The sequence below is a fragment of the Sphingopyxis sp. genome, from assembly GCF_035998905.1.
GTDB lineage: Bacteria > Pseudomonadota > Alphaproteobacteria > Sphingomonadales > Sphingomonadaceae > Sphingopyxis.
On the sequence record NZ_DASYHG010000006.1, the window covers coordinates 14,874 to 41,805 of the forward strand.

Annotated in this window: 22 protein-coding genes; 11 read left to right on the forward strand and 11 right to left on the reverse strand. The window is 65.2% G+C overall.

Translation table 11 applies throughout. The annotated features are described in order from the left end of the window. Nucleotides 1-95 precede the first annotated feature (95 nt). Nucleotides 96-1,925: a DUF885 domain-containing protein gene (locus VGN62_RS00775; RefSeq protein WP_327450192.1), complete on the forward strand. Its 1,830-nt coding sequence runs from the start codon at nucleotides 96-98 to the stop codon at nucleotides 1,923-1,925. Between the two features lie 45 nt (nucleotides 1,926-1,970). Here the strand turns inward: VGN62_RS00775 and VGN62_RS00780 are convergent, their stop codons facing one another. Beyond that, nucleotides 1,971-3,320: an HD-GYP domain-containing protein gene (locus VGN62_RS00780; protein ID WP_327450194.1), complete on the reverse strand. Its 1,350-nt coding sequence runs from the start codon at nucleotides 3,318-3,320 to the stop codon at nucleotides 1,971-1,973. Nucleotides 3,321-3,406: 86 nt separating this feature from the next. Next, nucleotides 3,407-4,795: a helix-turn-helix domain-containing protein gene (locus tag VGN62_RS00785; protein WP_327450196.1), complete on the reverse strand. Its 1,389-nt coding sequence runs from the start codon at nucleotides 4,793-4,795 to the stop codon at nucleotides 3,407-3,409. Between the two features lie 159 nt (nucleotides 4,796-4,954). Here VGN62_RS00785 and VGN62_RS00790 point away from each other — a divergent pair, with 159 nt between their 5' ends. Beyond that, nucleotides 4,955-6,547, forward strand: a complete 1,593-nt coding sequence (locus VGN62_RS00790) for an isocitrate lyase (protein ID WP_327450198.1) — start codon at nucleotides 4,955-4,957, stop codon at nucleotides 6,545-6,547. A gap of 177 nt (nucleotides 6,548-6,724) precedes the next feature. Here the strand turns inward: VGN62_RS00790 and VGN62_RS00795 are convergent, their stop codons facing one another. Both VGN62_RS00795 and VGN62_RS00800 read right to left on the reverse strand, forming a co-directional pair. Continuing rightward, nucleotides 6,725-7,708 carry a TerC family protein gene (locus VGN62_RS00795; protein WP_327450199.1) on the reverse strand — a complete coding sequence of 328 codons (984 nt, stop codon included), beginning with the start codon at nucleotides 7,706-7,708 and terminating at the stop codon, nucleotides 6,725-6,727. Between the two features lie 74 nt (nucleotides 7,709-7,782). Next, nucleotides 7,783-7,977: a hypothetical protein gene (locus tag VGN62_RS00800; RefSeq protein ID WP_327450201.1), complete on the reverse strand. Its 195-nt coding sequence runs from the start codon at nucleotides 7,975-7,977 to the stop codon at nucleotides 7,783-7,785. A gap of 234 nt (nucleotides 7,978-8,211) precedes the next feature. Here VGN62_RS00800 and VGN62_RS00805 point away from each other — a divergent pair, with 234 nt between their 5' ends. Then, the gene (locus VGN62_RS00805) at nucleotides 8,212-8,979 is read left to right on the forward strand and encodes a crotonase/enoyl-CoA hydratase family protein (RefSeq protein ID WP_327450203.1); all 768 of its coding nucleotides are present in this window, start codon (nucleotides 8,212-8,214) and stop codon (nucleotides 8,977-8,979) included. Nucleotides 8,980-9,143: 164 nt separating this feature from the next. Here VGN62_RS00805 and VGN62_RS00810 read toward each other — a convergent pair whose 3' ends face one another. The 5 genes from VGN62_RS00810 to VGN62_RS00830 all read right to left on the reverse strand — a co-directional run bounded on the left by VGN62_RS00810 (nucleotide 9,144) and on the right by VGN62_RS00830 (nucleotide 14,094). Beyond that, on the reverse strand, nucleotides 9,144-9,968 hold the full coding sequence (locus VGN62_RS00810; RefSeq protein WP_327450205.1) for a helix-turn-helix transcriptional regulator: 825 nt from the start codon (nucleotides 9,966-9,968) through the stop codon (nucleotides 9,144-9,146). Between the two features lie 106 nt (nucleotides 9,969-10,074). Then, the gene (locus VGN62_RS00815; RefSeq protein WP_327450207.1) at nucleotides 10,075-11,388 is read right to left on the reverse strand and encodes an amidohydrolase; all 1,314 of its coding nucleotides are present in this window, start codon (nucleotides 11,386-11,388) and stop codon (nucleotides 10,075-10,077) included. 20 nt (nucleotides 11,389-11,408) lie between these two features. After that, nucleotides 11,409-12,035, reverse strand: a complete 627-nt coding sequence (locus VGN62_RS00820; RefSeq protein ID WP_327450209.1) for a DUF4893 domain-containing protein — start codon at nucleotides 12,033-12,035, stop codon at nucleotides 11,409-11,411. 89 nt (nucleotides 12,036-12,124) lie between these two features. Beyond that, nucleotides 12,125-12,910, reverse strand: a complete 786-nt coding sequence (locus tag VGN62_RS00825) for a 3-hydroxybutyrate dehydrogenase (RefSeq protein WP_327450211.1) — start codon at nucleotides 12,908-12,910, stop codon at nucleotides 12,125-12,127. A gap of 26 nt (nucleotides 12,911-12,936) precedes the next feature. Further along, complete coding sequence (locus VGN62_RS00830; RefSeq protein WP_327450213.1) at nucleotides 12,937-14,094, reverse strand: patatin-like phospholipase family protein; 1,158 nt, start codon at nucleotides 14,092-14,094, stop codon at nucleotides 12,937-12,939. Nucleotides 14,095-14,246: 152 nt separating this feature from the next. On the opposite strand from VGN62_RS00830, the gene ypfJ reads away from it, so the two are divergent. Both ypfJ and VGN62_RS00840 read left to right on the forward strand, forming a co-directional pair. After that, nucleotides 14,247-15,152, forward strand: a complete 906-nt coding sequence (ypfJ, locus tag VGN62_RS00835) for a KPN_02809 family neutral zinc metallopeptidase (protein WP_327450215.1) — start codon at nucleotides 14,247-14,249, stop codon at nucleotides 15,150-15,152. Further along, a complete protein-coding gene (locus tag VGN62_RS00840) occupies nucleotides 15,125-16,408 on the forward strand; it encodes an amidohydrolase family protein (protein ID WP_327450217.1) in 1,284 nt (427 codons plus the stop codon). Before ypfJ ends, VGN62_RS00840 begins: the two co-directional genes overlap by 28 nt. 4 nt (nucleotides 16,409-16,412) lie before the next feature. On the opposite strand, the gene VGN62_RS00845 is transcribed toward VGN62_RS00840, so the two are convergent. Then, the gene (locus VGN62_RS00845; protein WP_327450219.1) at nucleotides 16,413-17,114 is read right to left on the reverse strand and encodes an HPP family protein; all 702 of its coding nucleotides are present in this window, start codon (nucleotides 17,112-17,114) and stop codon (nucleotides 16,413-16,415) included. A 175-nt stretch (nucleotides 17,115-17,289) separates the two neighbouring features. On the opposite strand from VGN62_RS00845, the gene VGN62_RS00850 reads away from it, so the two are divergent. From VGN62_RS00850 to VGN62_RS00875, 6 genes are all read left to right on the forward strand, one after another. After that, complete coding sequence (locus tag VGN62_RS00850) at nucleotides 17,290-19,356, forward strand: S9 family peptidase (RefSeq protein ID WP_327450221.1); 2,067 nt, start codon at nucleotides 17,290-17,292, stop codon at nucleotides 19,354-19,356. Between the two features lie 169 nt (nucleotides 19,357-19,525). Beyond that, entirely contained in the window at nucleotides 19,526-22,378 is a 2,853-nt protein-coding gene (locus tag VGN62_RS00855; protein WP_327450223.1) for a valine--tRNA ligase, read from the forward strand. Nucleotides 22,379-22,401: 23 nt separating this feature from the next. Next, entirely contained in the window at nucleotides 22,402-22,866 is a 465-nt protein-coding gene (locus VGN62_RS00860) for a hypothetical protein (protein WP_327450225.1), read from the forward strand. After that, complete coding sequence (locus tag VGN62_RS00865; RefSeq protein ID WP_327450227.1) at nucleotides 22,863-24,323, forward strand: MATE family efflux transporter; 1,461 nt, start codon at nucleotides 22,863-22,865, stop codon at nucleotides 24,321-24,323. Before VGN62_RS00860 ends, VGN62_RS00865 begins: the two co-directional genes overlap by 4 nt. Before the next feature lie 95 nt (nucleotides 24,324-24,418). After that, nucleotides 24,419-25,591, forward strand: a complete 1,173-nt coding sequence (locus VGN62_RS00870) for a sensor histidine kinase (protein ID WP_327450229.1) — start codon at nucleotides 24,419-24,421, stop codon at nucleotides 25,589-25,591. Further along, entirely contained in the window at nucleotides 25,591-26,322 is a 732-nt protein-coding gene (locus VGN62_RS00875; RefSeq protein WP_327450231.1) for a response regulator transcription factor, read from the forward strand. The genes VGN62_RS00870 and VGN62_RS00875 overlap by 1 nt, the downstream gene beginning before the upstream one ends. 66 nt (nucleotides 26,323-26,388) lie before the next feature. Here the strand turns inward: VGN62_RS00875 and VGN62_RS00880 are convergent, their stop codons facing one another. Further along, nucleotides 26,389-26,739 (reverse strand): UrcA family protein, encoded by a 351-nt coding sequence (locus VGN62_RS00880; RefSeq protein WP_327450233.1) that lies wholly within the window; start codon nucleotides 26,737-26,739, stop codon nucleotides 26,389-26,391. Nucleotides 26,740-26,932: the final 193 nt, after the last annotated feature.

The window sequence follows — 26,932 nt, forward strand, 5'->3', positions numbered from 1 at the left end:
GGCTGAACCCCCTTGCGCGGGCGGTGAGTTGCTATAACAAGACACCTATGTGTGGGCGACTGCCCGCAGCCGACAATTTTTCCGGAGATCGCAATATGTTCGACCGTCGCACCCTGCTTGCCGCCGCCGCGGCCTCGTCGATGCTTGGCGCCGTCCGCTCGCCTGCGCGCGCCGCGCTCGCGGCCGCTCCCGACAGCGAAGGCGCGCGGCTGACCGCGATCTACGAGCGCATCTATGACATGCTGCTCGATCAGGACCCCGAATTCGCGACCTCGCTCGGCGCCGACAAGGGCGACCGCGCCGCCGCCAAGGCAAAGCTCGCCGACCGCTCGCCCGCCGGCATCAAGCGCGGGCACGACCTCTATCGCACCGGTCTTCGCGAACTGAAGACGATCGATACGAAAAAGCTGTCGGGCATGGATCTCGTCAATTACGAGACTTTCCGCGGGCCGTGGGAAGATTATGTCAAGGCTTACGATACCTTCTCCTATGGACTTCACAGCTGGCCTGAACCGCATCCGGTCACGCAACTCAGCGGGTCCTATCGCTCGATCCCCGATTTCCTCGTCAATCAGCACAGCATCGCGAACGCCGCCGATGCCGAGGCGTATCTTGCGCGCTGCGCCGATTTCGCGGTCCAGCTCGACAATGAAACCGACCGCATCAAGGCCGACCATGCCGCAGGGGTCATCCCGCCCGATTTCGTCGTCGACCGCACGCTCACCCTCTTCAAAAGCATCATGGCGCCCCTGCCCGACGCGAATATCCTGACCACCAATCTCAAGACCAAGACCGCCGACATCCCGGGCGATTGGGCGAAGCGTTGCGCCGGACTTGTCGAGGGCAGGATATATCCCGCGATGCAGCGTCAGGCGGCCGAACTCACCGCCGTGCGCCCGCGCGCGACGCACGACGCCGGCTTGTGGCGCCTGCCGAAGGGCGACGAATATTACGCCTATGCGCTGCGCTTCGCGACGACGACGGGAATGTCGGCCGAGGAGGTGCACCAGCTCGGGCTCGATCGCATGGCCGCGCTGACCGCGCGCGCCGATGCGATTTTCAGGAAACAGGGCATGACCAAGGGTACCGTCGCGCAGCGGATGCGCGAACTCGGCAAGGACCCGCGCTTCCTTTATCCCAACACCGACAAGGGCAAGGCCGACCTGATCGCCAAATTGAACGAACAGATACAGGAAATGCAGCGCCGCCTGCCCGAAGCCTTTGGGCGTTTGCCCAAGGCAAAATGCGACATCCGCCGCGTGCCGCCGGAGATCGAGGCCGGCGCGCCCGGCGGCTATTACCAGATCCCCGCGCTCGATGGCTCGCGCCCCGGCGCTTATTATATCAACCTGCGCGATACCGCCGAAAACCCGTCATGGACGCTGCCGACGCTGACCTATCACGAAGCGACGCCCGGCCATCACCACCAGATCGCGCTCGCGCAGGAGGCCGAGGGCATTCCGCGCCTCCGCCGCCTGCCCGCCTATTCGGTCTATACCGAAGGCTGGGGGCTCTATGCCGAACAGCTCGCCGACGAGATGGGCGTCTATGCGAACGATCCGTGGGGCCAGCTCGGCTATCTGCAATCCTATATGTTCCGCGCCGCGCGCCTCGTCGTCGACACCGGCCTCCACCATTATCGCTGGAGCCGCGAGAAGGCGATCGCCTATTATAACGACGCGCTCGGCACCCCCGAAGGATCGAACGTCACCGAAATCGAGCGCTATTGCGTGTGGCCGGGCCAGGCGACGAGCTATATGGTCGGGCAGACACGCTGGGTCGCGATCCGCGAAAAGGCGAAGGCCGCGCTTGGCGACAAATTCGATATCCGCGGCTTCCACGATACCGCGCTCTCGGCGGGCGCGATGCCGATTTCGGTGCTCGAATCGGTGATCGACCGCTGGGCGGCTGCACAAAAGGCCTGATGGCGAAAGGACGGGCGGCGCGCCCCGCGCGGTCCGCTGCGGTGCCTATCGATCGGCGCCGCGCGGGCCGATCGGTTGCGTGTCGCCCTGCCCCGCTGCGGGTGCGGCGCCGCCGCTCATGATACGGACGCGCAGCGCATCCCAGTCGGCAAAGCGCCAGAAGGTCGGGCTGTCGCGCGCCACGATCCGCGGATGTTCCATTGCCGGTGCGATGGTGCGGTCGACCGGCGTGATTTCGGCCAGCGCCTCGCAATCGAAAAAGGCCCGCACGACGACATTCTCCGGCGCGTCGTCGGCGCTGCCGATGACGACGCCCAATTCCCCCGTCGACAGCCGGACCAGCGTCCCGGCGGGAAAAATGCCGAGGCTGTCGGCAAAGCGGTCGAGCAGCACTGGGTCGAAATGCCCCGCCCACTGGCTCATCCGGGTCAGCGCTTCACACGGCGTCCACGCGTCCTTGTACGGCCGGTTCGACGTCACGGCGTCATAGACGTCGCAGATCGCGCCCATGCGCGCGGCGAGCGACAGCGCCTCGCCCGCGAGGCCATCGGGATAGCCGGTGCCGTCGATCTTTTCATGGTGACGCAGGCACAGTTCGAGCGCGATGTCGGGCGCGCCGGGCGAACTCGCGAGCAGGCGATGGCCAGCTACCGGATGCGATCGCACCGACCGCATTTCGCCTTTCGACAGCGCGCCGGGCTTGTTCAATATCTCGTCCGAAATCGCGACCTTGCCGACGTCGTGCAGCAGGCCGGCGACGCCCATATCCTCGACCTCCTGCGGATCGAGTTCGAGGTGGCGTGCAAAGTTGATCATCAGCGCACAGACCGCGACCGAGTGGAGATAGGTATATTCGTCCTTGTCCTTGAGCCGGACGAGGTTGATCAGCGCCTTTGAATCGCGCTCGATCGAGGCCCCGATCGAACGCGCCAGCGTGACCATGCGCCGCACCTCGACCGCGCGGCCCAGGCGCGCCGCTTCGAACATGTCGACAACGGCCTCGCGCGTCCGTTCGATCATCTTCTTGGCGCGGCGGCATTCGGTAGCATGGCCGCGGCGGCGGCGCGGCTTGTCGCGCGGCGGCGGCTGGGGCGGTGCAAAGGTCGGGGTCGAGCGAAACGACATTGCGTCGCCCCACGCCTTTTCCGATGCGCGTGACGGCGCGCGCCGCGTCTTCGCCGGATCGCCGTCAGCCTGCCGATCGGCGCGCGGCGCCAACCCGCGCGCGGCATCGATCACCAGCCCGTCGATTCCCGAATTGCGGATCCGGCGCAATTGTTCGTGCGTCTCGACGCGGAAATAGCTCCGCCAGAACGGATGATCGAACCACGACCCTTCGAAGGCGTGGATGAACATCCCGATCTCGACGTCTTCGGCTTCTATTCGAACAAGCATTCCCGGTCCCGTCACGGTCGATCACCGCACCCTTCCCAATACGGCACGACGGGCGCCAGCTTAAGCAATGCGCCGGGCTTCGAAGATTAATCGCCCGCAAAATCGAATGCGCTCACCCCGCGTTCGCCTTCGCGAAACCGCAGCGGGCGGCCGAGCGGCGGCATCGACCGCTGGACGCAGCCGGTGCGCGTGCAGCGCCGGCAGCCGAGTCCGATCGGGGTCGCCGGGCTGCGCATCAGGTCGATCCCGCGCGCCGCGATCAGCGGCGCCGCGACCTTGGCATCGACCCCGACGCACACGGCGAAGCGCGCGGGCGTGCCGCTGCCCGTCGCGCCGGGGGCCGCGACCGAGCGCGACTGGGTGAACCAGCGCGATCCGTCTTCCAGCTCGACGAGGTCGGCTACGACTTCGCCGGGCCGCGCGAAGGCTTCGTGCACGCCCCACAGCGGACAGCGCGCATCGCCGTCGACGAGCGGCGACTGGCTTGCCCCGGCGTAGCGCTTGCTGCCCTGCCCCGCGCGGTCGATGCGCAGCATGAAAAAGGGTAACCCGCGCGCGCCGACGCGCTGGAGCGTCGTTAGCCGGTGTGCAACCTGCTCATACCCCGCCCCGAACCGGCGCTGAAGCAGCAACAGGTCATACCCCGTCGCATCGCAGGCGCGCAGGAAACGGCTGTACGGCATCATCAGTGCCGCGGCGAAATAATGGACCAGGTGCCGCTCGAACAGGCGCGCGGCGGCGGGCTCGGCAAACTCCGCCCCGGCAACGAGCGCGTCGATTTCGCCCTTCGCCTCCACCTGTGCCAGCGTTGCAGCCGCCTGGAAGGTCCGCGACGCGGGCCGCAGCAGCTCGTTGAGCATCAATTGCCGCGCATGCCAGTCCAGCCAGCGCAGCCGGTCGGGCATGACGTCGCTCGGCAAGATACGGATACCGAGCTGGTGCCGCGTGCGCAGCCGTTCCGAAATCGTTCCGTACAGGTCGCCGCCCGCGAGCCGCAACTCGTCGGCGAGTTCCTCGGCGCGCGCGTCGAGGTCGGGGAAATGGTTGCGCCATTTCTCGATCGCGCGGCGCACGGCGGCCACTTCGGGCGCGTCGCCCTCGCCTTCGGCGCGCGCTTCGGGCGCGGCATCGAACAGCCGCGCGAACGCCGCCGCCGTCGCCGGTGCGCTCTGCAACCATTCTTCGACCTCCTGCGCGCCGATTCCGAGGTCGGCGAAGCGCGGATCGGCGAGCCGCCGCCGCAGCCCCGCCAGCCCGCCGGGGACTTCGTCGGCGCCGAGCTTCGCCGCGTCGAACCCGAAACGTTCGGCGAGCCGGACAATCACCGTGGCCGACAAGGGACGCTGGCCATGCTCGATCAGGTTGAGGTAGCTTGGCGAAATGTCGAGCGCCTCGGCCATCGCCGCCTGCGTCATCGCCGCCTCGCGCCGCACCTTGCGCACCGCCGGCCCCGCAAACACCCGCCGCTCCGCCATAGTTTGTAACTTTCTTTACTGATTTACACGCTGATTTACACCTATCAGCCATATTTCACAAATATTATTGACAAAGCTTTTCACTTTCGGCGCGTCCGGCGTCAATTTGACCCCATCACCTCTCCACGCCCCAGCCGGGGCCGAGCCAAGGACAAGACGATGGGCTATCAGGAAGACATGGCACAGGCAGGCCGCCTCATCCGCGATTACGACGGCACGTGGGACGGCATCAGCGGTGAAAGCATCGCCCGCATGCGCGCCCAGAACAAGTTCAAGACCGGCCTCGACGTCGCGCGCTACACCGCGCGTATCATGCGCGCCGACATGGCCGCCTATGACGCCGATCCCGCGAACTACACCCAGTCGCTCGGCTGCTGGCACGGCTTCATCGCGCAGCAGAAGATGATCTCGATCAAGAAGCATTTCGGCACCGTCAAGGGCCGCTACATCTATCTCTCGGGCTGGATGGTCGCGGCGCTGCGCAGCGAATTCGGTCCGCTGCCCGACCAGTCGATGCACGAAAAGACCAGCGTTCCGGCGCTGATCGAGGAAATCTATACCTTCCTGCGTCAGGCTGACGCCCGCGAGCTTGGCATGCTGTTCCGCGACCTCGACGCCGCGCGCGCCGAGGGCGACGAACTCAAGGCGAAGCAGGTCCAGGCCGCGATCGACAATCATGAAACGCACGTCGTGCCGATCATCGCCGACATCGACGCGGGCTTTGGCAATGCCGAGGCGACGTACTTGCTCGCCAAGAAGATGATCGAGGCCGGCGCCTGCGCGCTGCAGATCGAAAACCAGGTCTCGGACGAAAAGCAGTGCGGCCATCAGGACGGCAAGGTCACCGTGCCGCACGAGGACTTCATCGCGAAGATCCGCGCCTGCCGCTACGCCTTCATGGAACTCGGCGTCGAGGACGGCATCATCGTGACGCGCACCGACAGCCTCGGCGCGGGCCTGACCAAGCAGATCGCCTTCTCGAAGGAACCCGGCGACCTTGGCGACCAGTATAACAGCTATCTCGATTGCGAAGAGGTCGAAGGCGCGGGCAACCCCGGCGACGTCCTGATCAACCGCGACGGCAAGCTGATGCGCCCGAAGCGCCTGCCTTCGAACCTCTATCAGTTCCGCGCCGGAACCGGCGAGGATCGCTGCGTCATGGATTGCATCGCTTCACTGCAGAACGGCGCCGACCTCTTGTGGATCGAGACCGAAAAGCCGCACATCGAACAGATCGCCGGCATGGTCGACCGCATCCGCGAAGTCGTCCCCAATGCGAAGCTCGCCTATAACAATTCGCCGAGCTTCAACTGGACGCTGAACTTCCGCCAGCAGGTGTTCGACGCCTGGGAAAAGGACGGCAAGGACGTCAGCGCCTATGACCGCGCCAAGCTGATGAGCGTCGATTATGACGACACCGAACTCGGCGCCGAGGCCGACAATCGCATCCGCACCTTCCAGCGCGACGCGGCGAAGCGGGCGGGCATCTTCCACCACCTGATCACGCTGCCGACCTATCACACCGCGTCGCTGTCGACCGACAATCTCGCGAAGGAATATTTCGGCGACGAAGCAATGCTCGGTTACGTCAAGGGCGTCCAGCGCAAGGAAATCCGTCAGGGCATCGCCTGCGTGAAGCACCAGAATATGAGCGGAAGCGACATCGGCGACGATCACAAGGAATATTTCGCCGGCGAAGCGGCCCTCAAGGCCGCGGGCAAGGACAATACGATGAACCAGTTTGCGGCCTGACGGCCGCAGGGGGAACCAGTTCGCCCCCTGACACGAGTTCGACGCGGGGGAAATGTTGCAGCCCCCGCGTCACCCCTCTTGGCGCGGGGTCAGCGACCCGCCCCGCGCCTCCCGAGCTTTCCTGGGGAGGAAAGCCTGTCCGTCGGAAGCCCTCAAGGCCTCCGGCGGACATTTTCGTCAGGGCTTCGCGACCTCCTCTTCGCGCGTCTTGACGAGCGACCAGATGACGCCGCCCGCGATCAGCGCCACCGTGACGCCAAGGCTGACGAGCGGCGGGAATTTCGCGCCGCCGAGCACGAAATCGGCCACGAAGATCTTCGACCCGATGAACACCAGCACCAGCGCAAGCGCATATTTCAGGTAATGGAAACGGTGCACCATCGCCGACAGCGCGAAATAGAGCGCGCGCAGGCCAAGGATCGCCATGATGTTCGACGTATAGACGATGAAGGTATCGGTGGTGATCGCGAAAATCGCCGGCACGCTGTCGACCGCGAACACAAGGTCGGCAAGGTTGATCACGACGAGCGCGAGGAACAGCGGCGTTGCCGCGAGCACGATCTTGCCGGTCTTTGTATCGGGCACGCGGACGAAGAACTTTTCGCCGTGCAGCTCGTTCGTGATCGGCATCCGGCGCGACAGCCATTTGACGACCGGATTGCCCGCAACGTCCATCGGCTGTTCGCTGGTGAACAGCATCTTCACGCCTGTAAAGATCAGGAAAGCCGCGAAGATATAGAGCAGCCAGCCATATTCGGTGACCAGCGCCGCGCCGCCCGCGATCATGATGCCGCGCAGCACGATGACCGCGACGATGCCCCACAAAAGTGCGCGATACTGGTAGCGCGGCGGGATCGCGAAGGTCGTGAAGATCAGCGAGATGACGAAGATATTGTCGATCGACAGCGCCTTCTCGATGAAGAAGCCGGTGTAATATTGGAGACCCGCCTCGCCGCCCTTCGCGGCCCAGACCCACGCGCCGAAAGCGGTCGCGATACCGATGTAGAGCAAAGAGAGCTTCAGGCTCTCCCCGATCCCCATCTCCTTGTTTTCCTTGTTGAGCACGCCAAGGTCGAACGCGGTGAGCGCGATGACGAGCGTAAGGAAGGCAAGCCAGAACCAGGCTGGGGTTCCCAGCCAGTCGGCGAACAGAAATTCCATGTCGATATTCCCTGGATATGCCGAGCGCGCCGCCTTCACAAAGGCAGCGCTCCCGGTCGTCGATTATATGGGATTTAGTGCCCGAATGCCGGGCGCAGCGCTGGCCGCGCCGTCAGCGCCGCGAGCCGCTTTTTGACCGCCAGCTTCAGCGTTTTCAGGCGCAGCAGGCGAAACGGATCGGCGCCGCGCCGTCGCACTTCGCGGCGTTCGGCTTCATCGAGCTGGCGATGCAGCACGGTCAGGCGGTAAAGGTTAGGATTGAGCGTCATAAAAGGCCTCCTGATTGATAAATCAAGCAGGTGACGCCGATGCCGGTCCCGGGGGTAGAGGGGAGATGGGCCAGAGCATCGGAGTCACCCGATGCGGTCCGACATCACGTGGCGGGAAATATCCCGCCGACGCCAGAGGGGCCCGGCCCGCATGACTCCTATGTAGGAAGCGCGCCCGCCGCTTGCAAGTCCCCCCGTGTCGCGCCACGCTGCACGAAAAGAGGAGGAAGCCGGATGAGCGTCATTGTCGCGAAAGATGGCCCGGTCACCATCGTCACCATCGATCGCCCCGCGCGCCGCAACGCGGTCGATCCCGAAACCGCCCTCGCCCTGCGCGACGCCTTCGCCGCTTTTGCCGCCGATACCGACGCGCGCGTCGCGATCCTGACGGGTAGCGAGGGCCATTTCTGTGCGGGTTTCGACCTCAATGCCGTGGGCGGTTCGCGTTACGACCCCGACGGGCCGGGACCGATGGGGCCGACACGAATGTTGCTCGAAAAACCCGTGATCGCTGCGGTCGAGGGCCATGCCGTCGCCGGCGGGCTCGAACTCGCACTCTGGTGCGACCTGCGCGTTGCTGCGGCCAGCGCGGTGTTCGGGGTCTATTGCCGCCGCTGGGGTGTGCCGCTGATCGACGGCGGCACCGTGCGCCTGCCGCGCATCGTCGGGCAAGGCCGCGCACTCGACATGATCCTGACCGGCCGCCCCGTTGCCGCCGACGAGGCCCAGCGCATCGGCCTCGCCGACCGGGTCGTCGCCGATGGAGAAGCGCTGGCCGCCGCCGTGGAATTGGCGAAGCAGATCGCCGCCTTCCCTCAAATCTGCATGAATAGCGACCGGCTCAGCGCCTATAGACAATGGGATTTCGATATCGAAGGCGCGCTGTCACACGAAGCGCACGCCGGGGTTGCTCCCTTGCGCGAAGGCGCGGCGGCGGGGGCTAAACGCTTTACCGAGGGCGCGGGTCGAGGCGGCAGCTTCGCCGCCTTCAAAGGAGAGTGACGACGGCGATATGGACAAGGCGACCCCCGGGGCAAGCCGGGGGCCGAAGTGGGAGGCTGTTATCGGCGCGCGCGCAATCCGCAACCTTTGTAGGACGCGCGGCGCGTCAGGGCTGATTGCTTTGTTGGTGCCGCGCGATGCCGGCGGTGGAAACTTACCCGCGATCAATCAGTTCGATTGAAATGCGTCGTTTCCAGTTTCTGACGACTGTCGGCGGACCAGACGATCGTTTCAGTCATGGATTTCAGATCCTTGGCGACGGTATAGACCCGCGTCGACACCCGGGCGCCTGCCTTTCCAAGCGTCATGACCAAGGTGTCCGGCGCCGGCTGACGCAAGGCAACACTGTCGATGAAATCCATATTGCCGGTGATCGGCACGGGGACGCCATCGAGAGCGGCAGTCGATTCCGAATACTTGCTGGAGCCGTCCGGCCCTATGACTTCCACGCGCGTTGTCCATTTTCCGTCCTGCGATGGACGAAAGGTCATCATGACCCGTTGAGGCCGTTCCTTTTCCGGCATCTGCGACGCGTCCAGCGACCAGCTTCCGACCAGCGGCAATGGCTTGGATGCGGCGCTATAAACGGCGTCCGGTGTTCCAGCCCGATCGGTAGACGGAGCGGCGGCGAACATCAGTCCAGCGGCGGCCATGGGTATTGCGATGAGCATGACGATCATTCCTTTCGACCCGCGAACCCCGACGGTTGCGGTGTGCGCCCAATCGTTCACGCTGGCGCGCTGTTCCGAAAGATCGATATTTTCGTCACAAGTTTTTTGGACGTCCAATAGGCGCGCCAGTTCGCGGCTGCTGCCGACCCCCGTCTTGCGGCGGGCAGCGCGCAGGCGCTCGTTGATCGAGGTTTCCGAGCGGCCCAGACGCGCGGCGATGGTCTTGACGGTATGCCCGGCGACCAACAGGCGAAGGACTTCCATTTCCCGATCCGTAAGGCATGCGGCCAAGCCGGGAACAGGTTCATTGGCAGACATGCGTTTTGCTCACCACAGCCTCGCGAACAGGTCCATCCCAATTTATTTGGGAAACGACAGCATGCCAGCCTGCCGCGTTGGACACCCGTCGGGGATTCGCGCGCGCCTATTTTCTTGCCATCAGCCGCATCGTCATCGCCGTCAGCGCCTCGGTCGCGGTCGAGATGACCGCGGGCGCGTCGGGCGCCCAGAAGGGCGAATGGAGGCTGGGCAAGGTGCGCCCTTCCTTCTTCACCGCGTCATATTCGGCCTGCGGCACGCCGCCGACCCAGACGATCAGGCTCTTGATGCTCTTGTCCTCACGGCCAAAGCGGCTGAAATCCTCGCCGCCCATCACCGGCGGCATCTGGACGACACGATCGTTGCCAAAGCTCGTTTTCAGGAACGCCGCCATTTCCTCCGTGAATTCCGGGGTATTGAAAGTCGCGGGGGTATATTCGTCCTTCTGCACCGTCACGACAGGCATCTTGTCGTCGGGCATCCCCGCGGCAATCGCCTCGCCCTTCGCGATGCGCGCGATGCCGTCGAGCAGGTGATCGCGGACCTCGTCGCTATAGCTGCGAACGGTAAGCTGCAGCTTGGCTTCGTCCGAAATGATATTGTGCTTCGCGCCCGCGTGAAAGCTGCCGACGGTCACGACCGCGCTGTCGAGCGGACTGATCTCGCGCGAGACGAGCGTCTGCAGCGCACCGACGATGCGGCTTGCGAGCACGATCGGGTCCTTGGTCGTCTGAGGATAGGCACCATGGCCCCCGACCCCCTTCACGCTAATGTCGACACTGTCCACATTGGCAAGCGCATAGCCCGGCGTGTAGCCGATCTTGCCCGCGGGAAACTGCGCCGCATCGTGGAAGGCCAACACATATTCCGGCTTGGGAAAGCGCGTATAGAGCCCGTCGGCGAGCATCATCCGCGCGCCCGCGCCGCGTTCTTCGGCGGGCTGGCCGATCATCACCAGCGTCCCCGACCATTTGGCCTTGTTCGCGACCATCAACCGCGCAACGCCGATCCATGCGGTCATGTGCGTGTCGTGGCCGCACGCGTGCATCACGCCCGTTTCGACGCCTTCCTTCGTGGTGACGCGCACTTTCGACGCGCCGGGCAGCCCCGTCTGTTCGGTCACCGGCAAGCCGTCCATGTCGGCACGGACCAGCACGACGGGACCCGGCCCGTTCTTCATCACCGCGACGACACCCGTTCCGCCAACCTTCTCGGTCACCTCGAACCCCAGCTTGCGCGCCTCCGCCGCGAGGATGCCGGCCGAGCGCACTTCCATGAAGCTGAGTTCGGGATTGGCATGGAAATCCTTGTAGATCGCCATCAGCGAGGGCATCTGCTTCTGCACCTCGCCGCCCAGCGACTGTGCCGCGGCGGGCGCCGCGAGAGCCAGCGCCACGGCGCTCGTCAACAAGATTCGCATATAATTCCCCTGTTGTTCTGTTAGCCTGCCGGAACGAGTTCGATCACGTCGAGCAAGGATTCATAAGCCGGCGCGGGCAGCACCAACCGCCAGCGATTGTCGCCGATCCGCTCGACCAGCCCGGCCATGTCGCGCATCCGGTCGCTGCCGTAATTGACCGCCATCTTCTCGTCGCCGAGTTCGAGCGTGCCGAGGAAGACCTGCCGCTTCAGATTGTCGGGAAAGATCAGCCCGACGGGCCGCTGCGACCCCGTGATCTTGGTCAGGCTCGACAAGCCCTGTTCGGCCGAGACGCGGCAGCGGAACCAGCCATAAGCGACGTAGGACAGCCCGCCTCGCCCCTGCGCGCCGATCTTGATCGTCCGGCACCGGTAATCGCCCGCGGGCAGGTGCGGGTTGGGCAAGGCCGCGGTCGGTTGCAGCAGCACGCCTTCGCGATCGATATCGGCGCCAAAGCCTTTGGCCCGCGCATCGGCCAGCGCGGTCTGCCAGCTGCTGTACCAGCCGCGAATCCGCGCCTGATCCTGCGCTGTCGCGGTGCCCCGCCACGTGCCGGTCTCCGCCGGCGCATCGGCCGCCGACGGCGGCACGGGCGGCACCGTTCGGCAGGCGCCGGCCGTCAGGCCCAGCGCCAGGGCAAAAATCAAACTCGTACGACCCCTCATTCTCCGTCACTCCCCGGTCCGGTTGCATTAACCTTAGGAGAGCAAAGGAGATTGCTCAAGGCCGCAGCATCCTATGCTGCGGTCCAGCCGCCGTCGACGCTGAGGTTGGCGCCGGTGATGTTCGCCGCCTCGTCGCGTGTCAGGAAGGAGGCGATCGCCGCGACCTGCTCGACCGTCACGAATTGCTTCGTCGGCTGGCCGGCGAGCAGGACGTCGTTGATCACCTGCTCGCGTGTCATGTTCCGCGCTTTCATCGTGTCGGGAATCTGGTTCTCGACGAGCGGCGTCCAGACATAGCCGGGGCTGATGCAATTGACCGTGATCCCGGCGTCGGCGACCTCGAGCGCCACGGTCTTGGTCAGGCCGGCAAGCCCGTGCTTGGCGGTGACATAGGCCGACTTGAACGGCGAGGCGACGAGCGAATGCGCCGACGCCGTGGCGATAATCCGCCCCCATTTCTTCTTGCGCATCCCCGGAACCGCGTGGCGGATCGTGTGGAAGGCCGCGGTCAGGTTGAGCGCGATGATCATGTCCCATTTCTCGGGCGGGAAATCCTCGACCGGCGACACGAACTGCATCCCGGCATTGTTGACGAGGATGTCGACGCCGCCGAAATCCTTGTCGGCGCGCTGGAACATAGCCTCGATCTGCTCGGGTTTCGTCAGGTCGGCGCCATCATAGGCGGCCTTGCCGCCGCTGGTTGCCTCCAGCCCCTTGCGCTCGGCCTCGATCGCGTCGGCTTCGCCAAAGCCGTTGATGATGATGTTCGCGCCTTCGGCAGCGAGTATTTTCGCAATGCCGAGCCCGATACCCGACGTCGATCCAGTAACGAGGGCGGTCTTTCCTGTGAGGCGCATGAGATAATCCTTTCGGTGGGGGAGATTCAGGAAACGTCAGGTTCGGCCTTTGGTCGCAATGCATTCGATTGCACCGCGAAACTGTCCGACCGCCCTTCGACGATGCTGTCGGCGAGCAGATGGCCGTCCTTCATCGCGGCCTCGACCGCATCGCGGCCGAGCGCCCAATTGACCTCCATCGTCGAGCGCGAAAATTCGAAATCGCGCGCGCCGGTCTGCCATTTGGGCGGTTCATGGATCAACTGGACGACGTTGAGCGCCTTGCAGTCGACCATCTTGCGCACCGCCTTCACCTCCGACAGGTCGGCGAATTCGGGAGGCAGTTTCTGCAGCATCCGGTCGATCAGCCGATGCTCCTTGCGCCGCCGCACCAGCCCATCCGAAATGCGCCGCGTGCGGCTCGAAAAGCGGATATCCTTCTCGCGCGACCAGGCTTCCTCGAGGTCGTGCGGCCGCTCGCCCCGCGCGGGGAACAGGTCGACCTGGAACACCAGCATATCCTCATTCGCCGCCTCGACGACATGTTCGAGCGGGGTGTTCGAGACGAGCCCGCCGTCCCAATACCATGTGCCGTCGATCTCGACCGGCGGCAGGCCGGGCGGCAGCGCGCCCGACGCGAGGATATGCCGTGCGTCGATCGTTTCGAGTTTCGTATCGAAATAGCGAAAATTTCCCGTCTCGACCGCGACCGCGCCAACCGACAGCCGCACCTTGCCATTGTTCACCCGGTCCCAGTCGACCAGCCGGTCGAGCGTCTGGACCAGCGGCGCGGTGTCATAAAAGCTCACCGCCTCGGGCGTCTGCCGTTCGGCGAAGGCCGGCGGCGGAAAGCGCGGGGTAAAAAAGCCCGGCACGCCAAAGGCCATCACCTGCCCTGCCGCCGCCATATGCGTCCACTCGCGCGCCCAGTCGTTGTCGGCGGTCGGCAGTGACGGCAGTGCCGAAGACACGCCCTCCCAGAATTCGCGCATCTTGCTTACCGCCTGATCGCGCTCGTTCCCGGCGATGATCGCGGCGTTGACCGCGCCGATCGAAATCCCCGCTACCCAGTCGAGTTCGATGCCAAGCTCGATCAGCGCCTCATACACCCCCGCCTGAAACGCCCCCAGCGCGCCGCCGCCCTGCAGAACGAGCACGACAAGGTCCGGCAAAGGAAGGGCGGCACGGGCGGCGCGGCGGGGCATGGACTCGGCAATCCTTCGTTGGAGGCGCTGCGGATTTGTGCACCGCAGCACGAGCCATTGCAATGGCTCGATTATATTCGAAGCCCCTTCCAATTGCTTGGCGCTGCTGTAACACTCGCGGCGAAACGACCATTCACCGGTGGAGAAGCCCGATGCGCCTCGACGATTATGATCCCGGCGACGATATCCGCGACCTTGGCCGCGGCGGCGGCGGTTTCGGGGGTGGAGGCGGCGGCGGCCTCGGCGGACTGCTGATCGGGTTCCTGCCGATGCTGCTCGGTCGCAAGATGGGTTGCGGCACGATCCTGCTGATCGGCGTGGCGGCATTTTTCCTTCTCGGCCCCGGCGCGAATATGCTGAGCATGGGCGGCGGAACGAGCGACCCGATGACCGACAGCCGCAGCGGCGCGAACGTCGCGTGCGACACCGAAGCCGAACGCTTTGCCTGCAATGTGTTCGGGTCGACACACACGGTGTGGGGCGGGCTGATCAACGGCTATCAGAAGCCCCGGCTCAACTTCTTCACCGAGCGAAACGAATCAAAATGCGGCGCCGCGCAGGCCGCGATGGGGCCCTTCTATTGCCCCGCCGATCAGGGCGTCTATCTCGACACCAGCTTTTTCCGCGAACTCGAACAGCGTTTCGGCGCCGCGGGCGATGCGGCGCAGGCCTATGTCATCGCGCACGAAGTCGGCCATCACATCCAGACGATCAGCGGCATTTCCAATCAGGTCCGCCAGGCGCAACAACGCGCCTCGCAAGCCGAAGGCAATGCGCTGCAAGTCCGCATGGAGCTTCAGGCGGACTGCTATGCGGGCGTCTGGGCGGCGCGTGCGAAGACCAGCGACGGCCAGCCGGTGATGGAACCGGGTGACATGGAAGAAGCGATGCGCGCCGCCAACGCGATCGGCGACGATACGCTGATGCGCTCGGCCGGGCAGCGGCCGGTGCCCGAGAGCTTTACCCACGGGACGAGCGAACAGCGGATGAGCTGGCTGCGCCGCGGACTGCAATCGGGGGATCCGCGCCAGTGCGACGCGTTCGGCAGCGCGGGCTGACCGCGGCGCTCGCAGCCGCGCTCGCCGCGGCGCCGGCATCCGCTGAAACCCTCTATGTCCAGACCGGGCGGCTGATCGACGGCGTGTCGAACGAGGCCCGCACCGGCCAGTGCATCACCATCGAGGCCGAGCGCATCAAGGCGGTCGGCCCCTGCGGAAAGGCGCCCGATGGCGCGACGGTCGTCGACTGGTCGGGCTTGACTGTGCTTCCCGGCCTGATCGATCTCCACACGCACCTCGCCGACCTCGGCCAGAGCGCCGACCTCGCGGCGCCGATCAAGGCCTCCCCCGCCGAAACCGCGCTCGTCGGCGCGCGCAACGCACGCGTGACGCTCGAAGCCGGGTTCACCAGCGTGCGCGACGTCGGCACCTATCGCGGCCTGACCGATGTCACGCTGCGCAATGCCATCGAGCGCGGCGACGTGCCCGGCCCGCGCATGTGGGTCGCAGGTGCCTATCTCACCATCCCGAAAGGCGGCGGCGAACTCAACGGCGTCGTCCCGAACGAACAGCTGCCGCCCGACATGCGGCTCGGGGTTGCGGCGACGCCCGAAGAGGCGGCGGCAAGGACGACCTACCTGCTCGACCATGGCGCCGACTTCATCAAGACGATCGCGACCGGCGCGGTGCTCGCGATCGGCACCGAACCCGGCGCGCCCGAACTCACGCCCGAACAGCTGCGCGCGATCGTGAAGGTCGCGCATGCCCGCGGCAAGAGGGTTACCGCACACGCGCACGGCGCTATCGGGATCCAGAACGCCATCAACGCGGGGGTCGACAGCATCGAACATGCGAGCCTTGCCGACGAAGCGACGCTGCAACTCGCGAAAAAGCATGGCACCTGGCTCGCGATGGATATCTACAACGGCACCTATATCGACGAGGTCGGCACGAAGGAGGGCTGGCCCGAGGAATATTTGCGCAAGAACCGTGAGACGACCGATGCGCAGCGCGCCGCCTTCCGCCGCGCCGTCGAGCTGGGCGTCAACATCGGCTATGCGACCGACGCCGGGGTCTACCCGCACGGCCTCAACGCGCGGCAGTTCCGCAACATGGTCAAATATGGGATGACGCCGATGCAGGCGATCCAGTCGGCCACCGGGCGCGCCGCCGAGGAAATGGGCCGCACCGACGTCGGCGCGATCGTGCCCGGCCGCTACGCCGATTTCGTCGCGGTCAAGACCGACCCGCTCGCCGACATCGGCGCGCTCGAGACGATCGACCATGTGATGAAGGGCGGCGTGCTGGTGCGATAGCCGCCTACCGCCGGGCGCTCCGCGCCGCGGCGTGCACTTCGGCGCGTTCGAGCAGCAGCGCCAGATCCTCGCGGCTGATGTCGAAGGTTTCGCCGAGATCGTCGAGCGCCTTGTCGATATCCTCCATCGACAACCCCGATGCCGGGGCGGGCGGCAACGCCTTGCCGTCGACCGGCTGCGCGCGGTGCGGATAGCTATGCCCCGAAAAGCGATGAAACAGCCAGCCGATCGACACCAGCAGCAGCGAATTGACGAGCACGACGAACAGGAATTCGACGACATGTTCGGACAGCAGTGCATAGCCGCCGAGCACCGCGCTGAGCGCCGCGGCGCCGCCGGGCGGATGCAGGCAGCGCAGCAGCGACATCGTCAGGATCGCCAGCGAGACCGCGACCGCCGCGGCAATCGCCGGATCGGGAATGATCTGCGCGACGACCGCGCCGACGACCGCCGAGACGAAATTGCCCCCGGCGATCGACCAGGGCTGCGCGAGCGGACTCGCCGGAACCGCGAACAGCAGCACCGCCGACGCGCCCATCGGCGCGACGATCCACGGGATCGACGAGGGGAACAGCGCCACGCACGACAGGCCGACAAAACCGATCCCGAGCACCGCCCCGACACTCGCAATCATGCGGTCGCGCAGGCTCGCCCCCGCAAGCAGCGGGACGAACAGGCGGGTGCGGTTCAACAGGGCGCGGAACATCGATTACCTTCTCGCTGCACGATCGGCGCGATGCGATTTTCGGAGCCGCCGGGCCAGAGAGGTTTATTTGCGCCTGCGCAAGCCAGAATATCGCCGCGCCACCCGATGGAGGAAGGATCAGGAACAGGAAAAGGTTCGTCCTTGAACCCGCGCGCCGCATCGCTAAACCGCTTTCATGCGAAACCACATCCTCTGCAGCGCGATCGCGCTCGCCGCCGCCCTCTCCACCCCCGCTTTCGCCCGGCCGATGACCGAGGTCGATCTTGCGACACTGAAGCGCGTGGCCGCGCCGACCGCGTCGCCCGACGGACGCTGGGTCGTGTTCCAGATGACCGAGACCGAAGCCGAGACGTACAAGCGTTCGACCGGCCTCTGGCTCGTCGACCGCAATGCAAAGGACGCCAAGCCCGTCGCCATCGCCGATACCGCGGGAAAGAATGAAACCGCCCCCGCCTTCGACAAGGACGGCATCCTCTATTTCCTCTCGAACGCCTCGGGCAAAAGCCAGGTCTGGCGCATCGACCCCAAGGCGGGCGGTGCCGCGACGCAGGTGACCGACACCAAGGCCGATGTCTCGGGCTTCAAGATTTCGCCCGACGCGGCGAAGCTGCTCGCGTGGGGCGACATCGCACGCGAATGCACTGATTTCGGCTGCGACGCGAAGGACAAGGGCGCACTCCCCGGGCCCGGCACTGGCCGCCTTTACAAGGACGGCGCGGGCTTCGTCCGCCATTGGGACGAGTGGGAAACCCCCGGCACTTACAGCCGCCCCTTCGTGTTCAACCTCGCCGATGGCAAGGCGAGTGCCGCACGCCCGGTCGACGCGGGCCTCACCGGCGACAGCCCGTCGAAGCCCTTTGGTGGCGGCGAGGAACTCGCATGGGGCGCCGACAGCCGCACCGTCTTTTTCACGCTGCGCAAGGCCGACCGCAACGAACCGATGTCGACCAATCTCGATATCTATAGCTGGCTGGTCGACAGCCGGATGATGCCGACAAACCTGACGCAGGACAATCAGGCCACCGACACCCTGCCCACCCCCTCGCCCGACGGCAAATGGCTTGCCTATGCCGCCATGGCACGCCCCGGCTACGAAGCCGACCGGCAGGTGCTGATGCTCCGCAACCTCGAAAGCGGCGAGACGAAGAAGCTCACCGACGCGTGGGACCGTTCGGTCGGCTCGATCGCATGGGCAGCGGACGGCAAATCGCTCTACGTCACCGCGCAGGACACGCTCGAGCATCCGGTGTTCCGCGTCGATGCGACGACGGGCAAGGTCGAGAAGCTGAAAGCGACGACCGAAGCCTTCGAGGGCAATATCGGCGACGTCACCCCGCTGCCCGGCGGCGCGCTTCTTTATTCGCGCAACAGCGCACTTGCGCCGACCGACCTGTTCGTCCGCGATGCGAAGGGCAAGGTGAAGCAGATCACCGCGGTCAACGCCGCGCGCCTCGCCGAGTTCGATCCTGTCGAGCTCGAGCGCATCCAGTTTGCGGGTGCGAACGGCGACAAGGTGTGGGGCATGATCCTCAAGCCCGTCAGCCCGGTACAGAAGCTGCCGGTGGCGTTCATCGTCCATGGCGGCCCGCAGGGCAGCTTCGGCAACAGCTGGTCGACGCGCTGGAACCCGCGCGTCTTTGCGCAGCAGGGTTACGGCGTCGTCACCGTCGATTTCCACGGCTCGACCGGCTACGGTCAGGCCTTCACCGACAGCATCAACAAGGATTGGGGTGGCAAGCCGCTCGAAGACCTCAAGCTCGGCCTCGCCGCGGCGGGCAAGCAGGACGCGCAGCTCGACCTCAATAACGCCTGCGCGCTCGGTGCCTCCTACGGCGGCTATATGATGAACTGGATCGCGGGCCAGTGGACCGACGGCTTCAAATGCCTCGTCCAGCATGACGGCGTCTTCGACCTGCGCGCGATGGCGTTCGAGACCGAGGAATTGTGGTTCGACGAATGGGATCATGGCGGTCCCTGGTGGGAACGTACCGACCCCGAAAAGTGGAACCCGGTGAACCATGTGACCAAGTGGAAGACCCCGATGCTGGTCATCACCAGCGAAAAGGATTTCCGCATTCCCTACAGTCAGGGCCTCGCCGCCTTCACCGCGCTCCAGCGCCGCAATATTCCGTCGGAACTGCTCGTGTTCCCTGATGAAAATCACTGGGTTTTGAAGGGCGCGAACAGCGTCCAGTGGCACCAGACGGTGTTCAACTGGCTGGGCAGCCATTTGAAGAAATAGGCCCAATTCCTCTTTCTTCGTCACCCCGGACTTGATCCGGGGTCCCGCTTCTTCCTTCGCGGCAGCACAGCGGGATGCCGGGTCAAGCCCGGCATGGCGGGAAAGAGAGGACCGTTTAAGCGATCACCCCCTTGCCGCCTCGCGCCCCGGCTGGCAAAGGCGCCCGGCTATGCCGATGGAAAAAACGTTCGATCCCGCCGCTATCGAGGCGAAATGGGCCCATGAATGGGAAAGCCGCGGGCTGTTTCGCCCCGCGCGTCCCGATGCGACACCCTTCACGATCGTCAACCCGCCGCCGAACGTCACCGGCGCGCTCCACATCGGCCACGCGCTCGATAACACGCTGCAGGACGTGCTCGTCCGTTACGAACGCCTGCGCGGCAAGGACGCCCTGTGGGTCGTCGGCATGGACCATGCCGGGATCGCGACGCAGATGGTCGTCGAGCGCCAGATGGAAGAGCGGCAGGACAAGCGCACCAACTACAGCCGCGAAGACTTCATCGACAAGGTCTGGCAGTGGAAGGCCGAAAGCGGCGGCCAGATCACCGGCCAGCTTCGCCGTCTCGGCTGTTCGATGGACTGGAGCCGCGAGCAGTTCACGATGGACCCGCATTTCACGCAAGCCGTGGTCAAGGTGTTCGTCGACCTGCACAAAAAGGGTCTGATATACCGCGACAAGCGGCTGGTGAACTGGGACCCGAAACTCAAGACCGCGATCTCGGATCTCGAGGTCGAGACGCACGAGTTGCAGGGCGGCTTCTGGCACTTCAAATATCCGCTCGCCGATGGCGTGACGCTCGACGACGGCCGCGATTATATCGAGGTCGCGACGACGCGCCCTGAAACGATGCTCGCCGATATGGCGGTCGCGGTGCACCCCGACGATGCGCGTTACAAGAGCGTGATCAGCAAGGACATTCTCCAGCCGATCACCGGCCGCCGTTTCAAGGTCGTTGCCGACGAACATGCCGATCCCGAACTCGGGTCGGGCGCGGTGAAGATCACCCCGGGGCATGATTTCAACGACTTCGAGGTCGGCAAGCGCGCGGGCATCCAGCCCGGCCGTATGTTTAATATGTTCGACGAAGACGCCAATGTGCAGCAGGTGTCGGACCGGCTGATCCCCGACGATTTCCTCGGCCTGCACCGCTTCCGCCGCAATGGCGAAGACGGCGCGCGCGAACTCGTCGTTTCGATGATGAAGGAACAAGGCTTCCTCATTCCGCACATCGACAAGGACGGCAATGAGCATGACGCCGAGCCGCGCACGATCCAGACGCCCTTCGGCGACCGCGGCGGCGTGGTGATCGAACCCTGGCTGACCGACCAATGGTATGTCGATGCCGAAACGCTGGCGCAGCCGCCGATTCAGGCGGTACGCGACGGGCGCATCGATATCGTCCCGAAGACGTGGGAAAAGACCTTCTTCAACTGGATGGAAAATATCCAGCCCTGGTGCGTGTCGCGACAGCTGTGGTGGGGACACCGCATCCCGGCCTGGTACGGCCCTGAAATTATGGAGGACGGCGAACTCAGCTATCTGCTTACCGCCAAGGGCCAGCTCGGCCGCGAGCCGGTGTTCGTCGCCAACAGCTTCGAAGAAGCCGCCGCGCAGGCGCGCGAATATTATGCCGCCAAGCCCAAATATGCGAACGGCTCCAAGATCGTCGAACTCAGCGGCGACGAGAATGAAACACGGGACTTTATCAAGGCGGTTCGGGAGAATCCGGACAATCTGGAAATCGCGCTCCGCCGCGATCCCGACGTCCTCGACACCTGGTTCTCTTCGGCGCTCTGGCCCTTCGCGACGCTCGGCTGGCCCGAAAACACCGACCTCGTGAAGCGCCACTACCCCAACGACGTCCTCATCTCGGGCTTCGACATCCTCTTCTTCTGGGATGCGCGCATGGCGATGCAGGGGATGGAGTTCATGGGCGATGTCCCGTGGAAGACGCTCTATCTCCACGGCCTCGTCCGCGCGCCCGATGGCGCGAAGATGTCGAAGTCGAAGGGCAATGTCGTCGATCCGCTCGGTCTGATCGACCAGTACGGCGCCGACGCGCTGCGCTTCTTCATGTCGGCGATGGAAAGCCAGGGCCGCGACATCAAGATGGATGACGCGCGCCTCGCGGGCTATCGCAATTTCGCGACCAAGCTCTGGAACGCCGCGCGCTTCTGCGAAGCCAACGGCATTTCGGCCTCGACCAGCTTCGAAGCGCCCGCCACGACGCTGCCGGTCAACCGCTGGATCATCGGCGAGGTCGCCGCGACCGTCGCCGCGATGGAAACCGCCTTCGCCGCCTATCGCTTCGACGAGGCCGCGAACGCGATCTACAGTTTCGCGTGGGACCGCTTCTGCGACTGGTATCTCGAACTGATCAAGGGCGCGATCGACGACGAGACCAAGGCCGTCGCCGGCTGGGTGCTCGACCAGATCCTCGTCATGCTCCACCCCTTCATGCCCTTTATCACCGAAGAGCTGTGGACCGGGCTCGGCGACCGCGCCGATTATCCGCTGATCACCGCGAAATGGCCGGCGCCAGACGCCACGCGCGATGCCGAGGCGAGCGCCGATATCGACTGGCTGATCAAGCTGGTCAGCGAACTGCGCACCGCCAAGGCCGAGCTCGGCCTGCCGCCGGGCGCGCGCCTGACCGCGCATTTCCCGGCGTCGCTCAAGGGCCGCACCGACAAGCTCGCGATGCAGCTCGACCGCCTTGCGCGCCTCGAAGCCATCAGCTTCGACCCCGCACCCGCGGGCGCATCGGCGCAGCTCGTCGTCGAGGGCGAGACGGTCACCGTGCCGCTCGAAGGCGTGATCGACATCGCCGCCGAACGCGACCGCCTGACCAAGGCGCTCGCCGCCGCGGTCAAGGAACGCGATGGCCTCGCCGGACGCCTGAACAATCCGTCCTTCGTCGAGCGCGCCAAGCCCGAAGCGGTCGAGAAGGCGCGCGCCGACCATGCCGCCAAGGAGGCTGAGGCCGATCGTCTGACCGCCGCACTGGCGCGGCTGGGGTGATGCGCGGCGCGCGGGCTCCGCTTTTGGCCACGGCGCTGCTGTTCGCGGCGCCGCTGGCTGCGAGCGAGGCCGCTCCGCACACCCCCGCCGTCGGCAGCGCCGAGCGCAACGCGATCCTCGACACGTTGCGCACGCACCCCGATTTCCGCTTCACCTTTCGCCACCTCCGGGTGTGGCGCGACGGGACCCGCGCGATCGCCTATGCCGAAGGCGACAATGGCGCGATCGGTGGCTTCAAGATCATCCTGACGCGCGACGGCACGGCGGGCTGGCGCACCGTCTGGGGCGAAGGCGACGGCGGCAGCGATAGCTGCGCCGCCGGCGCGCGCCACTATGGATGGGCACTGACGCTGATCCAATCCTATCATATAGCGCCTGACCGCCTCTTCCCGGGCATCTCCAAACAGACGCGCGAATTCGAGCGCATGGCGAAAGCGGAACCCGAACTCCAGTGCACCGGCGACCTCGAAGGCGGTCCTTCGCGTTGAGCGAGGATGGTCCCGTCACCCCGACGCCCGTCGCGGCGGCGGCCGATCCGGCCGCCAGCCCCGTCCCGCCGCGCCAGACCGCGCGCGGCGGCGGGCGGATGGACCTGACGCAAGGGCCGATCACCAAGACGCTGATACTCTTCGCGCTGCCGACGCTCGCATCGAACGTCCTCCAGACTTTGTCGGGTTCGGTGAACTCGATCTGGGTCGGGCAATTCCTCGGCAACAGCGCACTCGCCGCGACCGCCAATGCCAACATCATCATGTTCCTGATGTTCGGCGCCTTCTTTGGCTTCGGCATGGCTGCGACGGTTCTTATCGGCCAGTCGATAGGCCGCGGCGACATCGACGCCGCGCGCCGCGCGACCGGAGGCGTAATCGGCCTCGCGCTGATCTTCTCGGTCGTGATCGCGATCGTCGGCTGGTTCGCGTCGGACCAGATCTTGCGCTGGCTCGAAACCCCGCCCGAGGCCTTTGCGCTCGCGCACGATTATCTCCGCGTCACCTTTCTCGCGGTGCCCGCTTCGATGCTGTCGGTCACGCTGATGATGGCTTCGCGCGGTGCAGGCGACGCGATGACCCCGCTGCGCTTCATGATCCTCGCGGTCATACTCGATATCGCGTTCAACCCCGTCCTGATCCTCGGCCTCGGCCCCTTCCCGCGCCTCGGTATCGCGGGCAGCGCGCTCGCGACCGCGCTCGCGGGGACGATCAGCCTCGCGGGCATGATCGGCTGGTTCTATGCGAAGAACCATGTCCTGCGCCTCCGCGGGCATGAATTGTCATACCTGCTTCCCAAATGGTCGGAGCTGCGCTTCATTATCGGTCGCGGCCTGCCGATGGGCGCGCAGATGCTCGTCATCTCGGGCGCCGGGCTTGTCATGGTCGGCCTCGTCAACCGCGAAGGCCTCGTCACCGCCGCCGCCTATGGCGCGACGCTCCAGCTGTGGAACTATATCCAGATGCCCGCGCTCGCGGTCGGCGCCGCGGTCAGCTCGATGGCGGCGCAGAATATCGGCGCCGGACGCTGGGATCGCGTCGCGTCAGTGACGAACAGCGGCATCGCGATCAACCTCGTCATGACGGGGGTGCTGATCGTCCTCCTCCTCGTTTTCGACCGCGCCGCACTCGCGCTCTTCCTCGGCAGCGAAAGCCCCGCGATCGAGGTGTCGCGCAATATCCAGCTGATCGCGACCTGGACTTTCCTGCCCTTCGGCACGACGATCGTGCTCATCAGCACCTTGCGCGCCAACGGTTCGGTCGTCCCGCCGCTCGTCATCCTGTTCCTGTCGATGTTCCCGATCCGCCTTGGAATCTATTATTTCGGCTATCCGGCGGTCGGCAGCGACATCCTCTGGTGGAGCTTCCCGCTGTCCTCGCTCGCCTCGCTGGCGATGGCGTGGGCGATCTATCGGCGCGGCAACTGGCGCCGGGCGCTGCCGCAACCGGTGGCCTGACCGGCATACGGCTTTCGACCAAGGCGCGCAGAGCTTCGACTGGCGGCCCGGCGCACGCTAGCCATCGGCCGGCTTTTGGCGCTAAGGCAACGTCAATGAATGTGACAAACCGCAAAGACGCGCTGCGCGACCAGCGCGCAAAAATGCTCGCGGCGGCGCCCGACTGGCGCGCCTCCGACGCCCGCGTCAATCCGCGCGTCGCGATCGGGTCGATCATCGCTATGTGGCTGATCTATTTCCTGATCACGACGGGGCTCGCGATGCTCACGGGCGCGCCCGAACAATGGCCCTCTGCCGGCCGCCGCGCGGTCGTTGTGATCGCGGGTATCTTGTGCACCTTCGTGCTCTACCAGCTCCTCCGCCGCGCCCAGCCGCAAAGCTTCGGCGCACGGCTCGCGGCGGCGCTGGGCGCAGCGGTGCCGCTGGTGGTCGTCTATGCGACGGTCAACCTGCTCGTCTTCTATTACTGGTTCCCCGTGTCCGACGGCGCCAAGATCATCGAGGAGATGCAGGCCAAATACCCCGGCGCGTGGGAAACGGTGCTGATCCTCGACAGCTCGATCCGCTGGTATTTCTTCTTCGCCGTGTGGGCCGCACTCTATGTCGCCTTCGGCTATGCTAACGAAATGCGCGCGGTCGAACGCCGCGCCAATCATTTCCGGATGGAAGCCAAGAATGCGCAGCTTCGCGCGCTGCATTACCAGGTCAATCCGCACTTCCTGTTCAACACGCTCAATTCGCTGTCGACGCTTGTCCTCAAGGGGTCGAAGAGCGAGGCCGAGACGATGATCATGAACCTCTCGTCTTTCCTCCGTTCCAGCCTCGCGGTCGATCCCGAACAGCTCGTCAGCCTCGACGAGGAAATCGCGCTCCAGCGGCTCTATCTCGACATCGAACAGACGCGCTTTCCCGACCGGTTGCAGGTCGCGGTGACGATGCCCGACGAGCTGAAAAACGCGTGCGTGCCGGTGCTGATCCTGCAGCCGATCATCGAAAATGCGATCAAATATGGCGTCGCGCCGAGCAAGGGGAAGATCGCGATCCGCCTGTCCGCCAGCGCCGAATATGGCCTGCTGGTGCTCCGCATCGAAAATGATATCGACCCCAAGGCGCCCGTTCCGGCTTCGGGAACCGGGCTGGGACTCGGTAATGTCCGCGAACGCCTGCTGACGCGTTACGGTCCCTCCGCCGGATGCGAATGGGGCAAGTCGGACGACGGCGGCTTTGTCGTGTCGCTGTGGTTGCCGCTGGCACGGGAGGCCTGCTGATGATCCAGACACTTCGCACCCTGATCGTCGACGACGAACCGCTCGCGATCGAACGCTTGCAGATCCTGACCGGGCAACAGGACGGCGTTTCGCTCGTCGGCACCGCCAGTGATGGCGCCTCGGCGCTGCGTATGGTCGATGCGCTCGCGCCCGACCTCGTGCTCTGCGACATCGCGATGCCCGATCTCAATGGCCTCGAGGTCGCCGCGGCGATCGAGGGCCTCGACAATCCGCCTGCGGTCGTCTTCGTCACCGCCTTCGACCGCTATGCCGTCGCCGCGTTCGATGTCGCGGCGGTCGACTATCTGCTCAAACCCGTCTCGCCCGACCGCCTTGCGCGCGCGCTGTCGCGCGTACGCGAATGGCGCGCGACCGAGCGTGCGCCCGCGCAGAAAAGCAAGTGGATCAACGAATTCTGGGTCCAGAACCGCGGCGAGATGCTGCGCATCGACGCGGGCCAGGTCGACCTGATCGAAGCTGAACGCGACTATATGCGCCTGCACGTCGGCGCGCGCAGCTGGCTGATCCACCAGACGATCAAATCGCTGGAAGCGCGGATGAATCCCGACCAGTTCATGCGCATCCACCGGTCGAAGATGATCCGCCGCGAAGGCATCGTCGGGCTGAAGCATCATGGCGACGGCGCATGGAGCGTCGATCTGGGCGAAGGCGGCGTGCACCGCATCGGCCGCACCTATCTGCATGACGTAAAATCGATCATGCAGGGTTGAATCGAAAATCGGCCATGCCCCTTACCGGGGCATGGCCTTTCTTTTTCGTCGCGGATCGCCGAGCCGTCAGGGTGCAGCGTTGATGACGATCCGGCCGCGGTCGGCGAGGCGCGTTCCGTCGCCATTGAACAGCCCGGCCAGCTTCACATCGGCATCGGCCATTGCGCTGTCTTCGCATTGCAGCGCCACCGCCCGCTCGCGCAGGCCCTGCCGGTAAAGCGGCCGGCTGCCGCACACCGTCTGCACTGCGAATTTGACCCGCGTGTTCAGCCGTTCGCGGCCCTGGGCACTCGACAGGTTCAAATCGTCATAACGCACGACAACGCTCCGCCGGTCGCCGTTGTCTTCGGCGGCAGCCGGGACGGCAAAGCCGACAAGCGCAACCGGCGCGGCCAGCAACAAAGAAAATTTCGCCATGGGGGAGTCCTCTCTTCAAAAGGATGCGGGATACCGGTTGGCGGACCGGGGAGACCGTCGTCCGATATCCCGCAAGGGGGTAATACTCCCTAGACGTCATGAGAATCGCCTTTGGATCGATCGGCGCGAACGGCGGCTCGATTTGCGGACGAAAGGCGTTCATCCGTCGACCAACGGCCAGCCGGTGGGTAAT

Coding starts and splice junctions, on each gene's coding strand:
- VGN62_RS00775 (WP_327450192.1), top strand. CDS start 96: ATGTTCGACCGTCGCACCCTGCTTGCCGCCGCCGCGGCCTCGTCGATG.
- VGN62_RS00780 (WP_327450194.1), bottom strand. CDS start 3,320: ATGCTTGTTCGAATAGAAGCCGAAGACGTCGAGATCGGGATGTTCATC.
- VGN62_RS00785 (WP_327450196.1), bottom strand. CDS start 4,795: ATGGCGGAGCGGCGGGTGTTTGCGGGGCCGGCGGTGCGCAAGGTGCGG.
- VGN62_RS00790 (WP_327450198.1), top strand. CDS start 4,955: ATGGGCTATCAGGAAGACATGGCACAGGCAGGCCGCCTCATCCGCGAT.
- VGN62_RS00795 (WP_327450199.1), bottom strand. CDS start 7,708: ATGGAATTTCTGTTCGCCGACTGGCTGGGAACCCCAGCCTGGTTCTGG.
- VGN62_RS00800 (WP_327450201.1), bottom strand. CDS start 7,977: ATGACGCTCAATCCTAACCTTTACCGCCTGACCGTGCTGCATCGCCAG.
- VGN62_RS00805 (WP_327450203.1), top strand. CDS start 8,212: ATGAGCGTCATTGTCGCGAAAGATGGCCCGGTCACCATCGTCACCATC.
- VGN62_RS00810 (WP_327450205.1), bottom strand. CDS start 9,968: ATGTCTGCCAATGAACCTGTTCCCGGCTTGGCCGCATGCCTTACGGAT.
- VGN62_RS00815 (WP_327450207.1), bottom strand. CDS start 11,388: ATGCGAATCTTGTTGACGAGCGCCGTGGCGCTGGCTCTCGCGGCGCCC.
- VGN62_RS00825 (WP_327450211.1), bottom strand. CDS start 12,910: ATGCGCCTCACAGGAAAGACCGCCCTCGTTACTGGATCGACGTCGGGT.
- VGN62_RS00830 (WP_327450213.1), bottom strand. CDS start 14,094: ATGCCCCGCCGCGCCGCCCGTGCCGCCCTTCCTTTGCCGGACCTTGTC.
- ypfJ (WP_327450215.1), top strand. CDS start 14,247: ATGCGCCTCGACGATTATGATCCCGGCGACGATATCCGCGACCTTGGC.
- VGN62_RS00845 (WP_327450219.1), bottom strand. CDS start 17,114: ATGTTCCGCGCCCTGTTGAACCGCACCCGCCTGTTCGTCCCGCTGCTT.
- VGN62_RS00850 (WP_327450221.1), top strand. CDS start 17,290: ATGCGAAACCACATCCTCTGCAGCGCGATCGCGCTCGCCGCCGCCCTC.
- VGN62_RS00855 (WP_327450223.1), top strand. CDS start 19,526: ATGCCGATGGAAAAAACGTTCGATCCCGCCGCTATCGAGGCGAAATGG.
- VGN62_RS00870 (WP_327450229.1), top strand. CDS start 24,419: ATGAATGTGACAAACCGCAAAGACGCGCTGCGCGACCAGCGCGCAAAA.
- VGN62_RS00875 (WP_327450231.1), top strand. CDS start 25,591: ATGATCCAGACACTTCGCACCCTGATCGTCGACGACGAACCGCTCGCG.
- VGN62_RS00880 (WP_327450233.1), bottom strand. CDS start 26,739: ATGGCGAAATTTTCTTTGTTGCTGGCCGCGCCGGTTGCGCTTGTCGGC.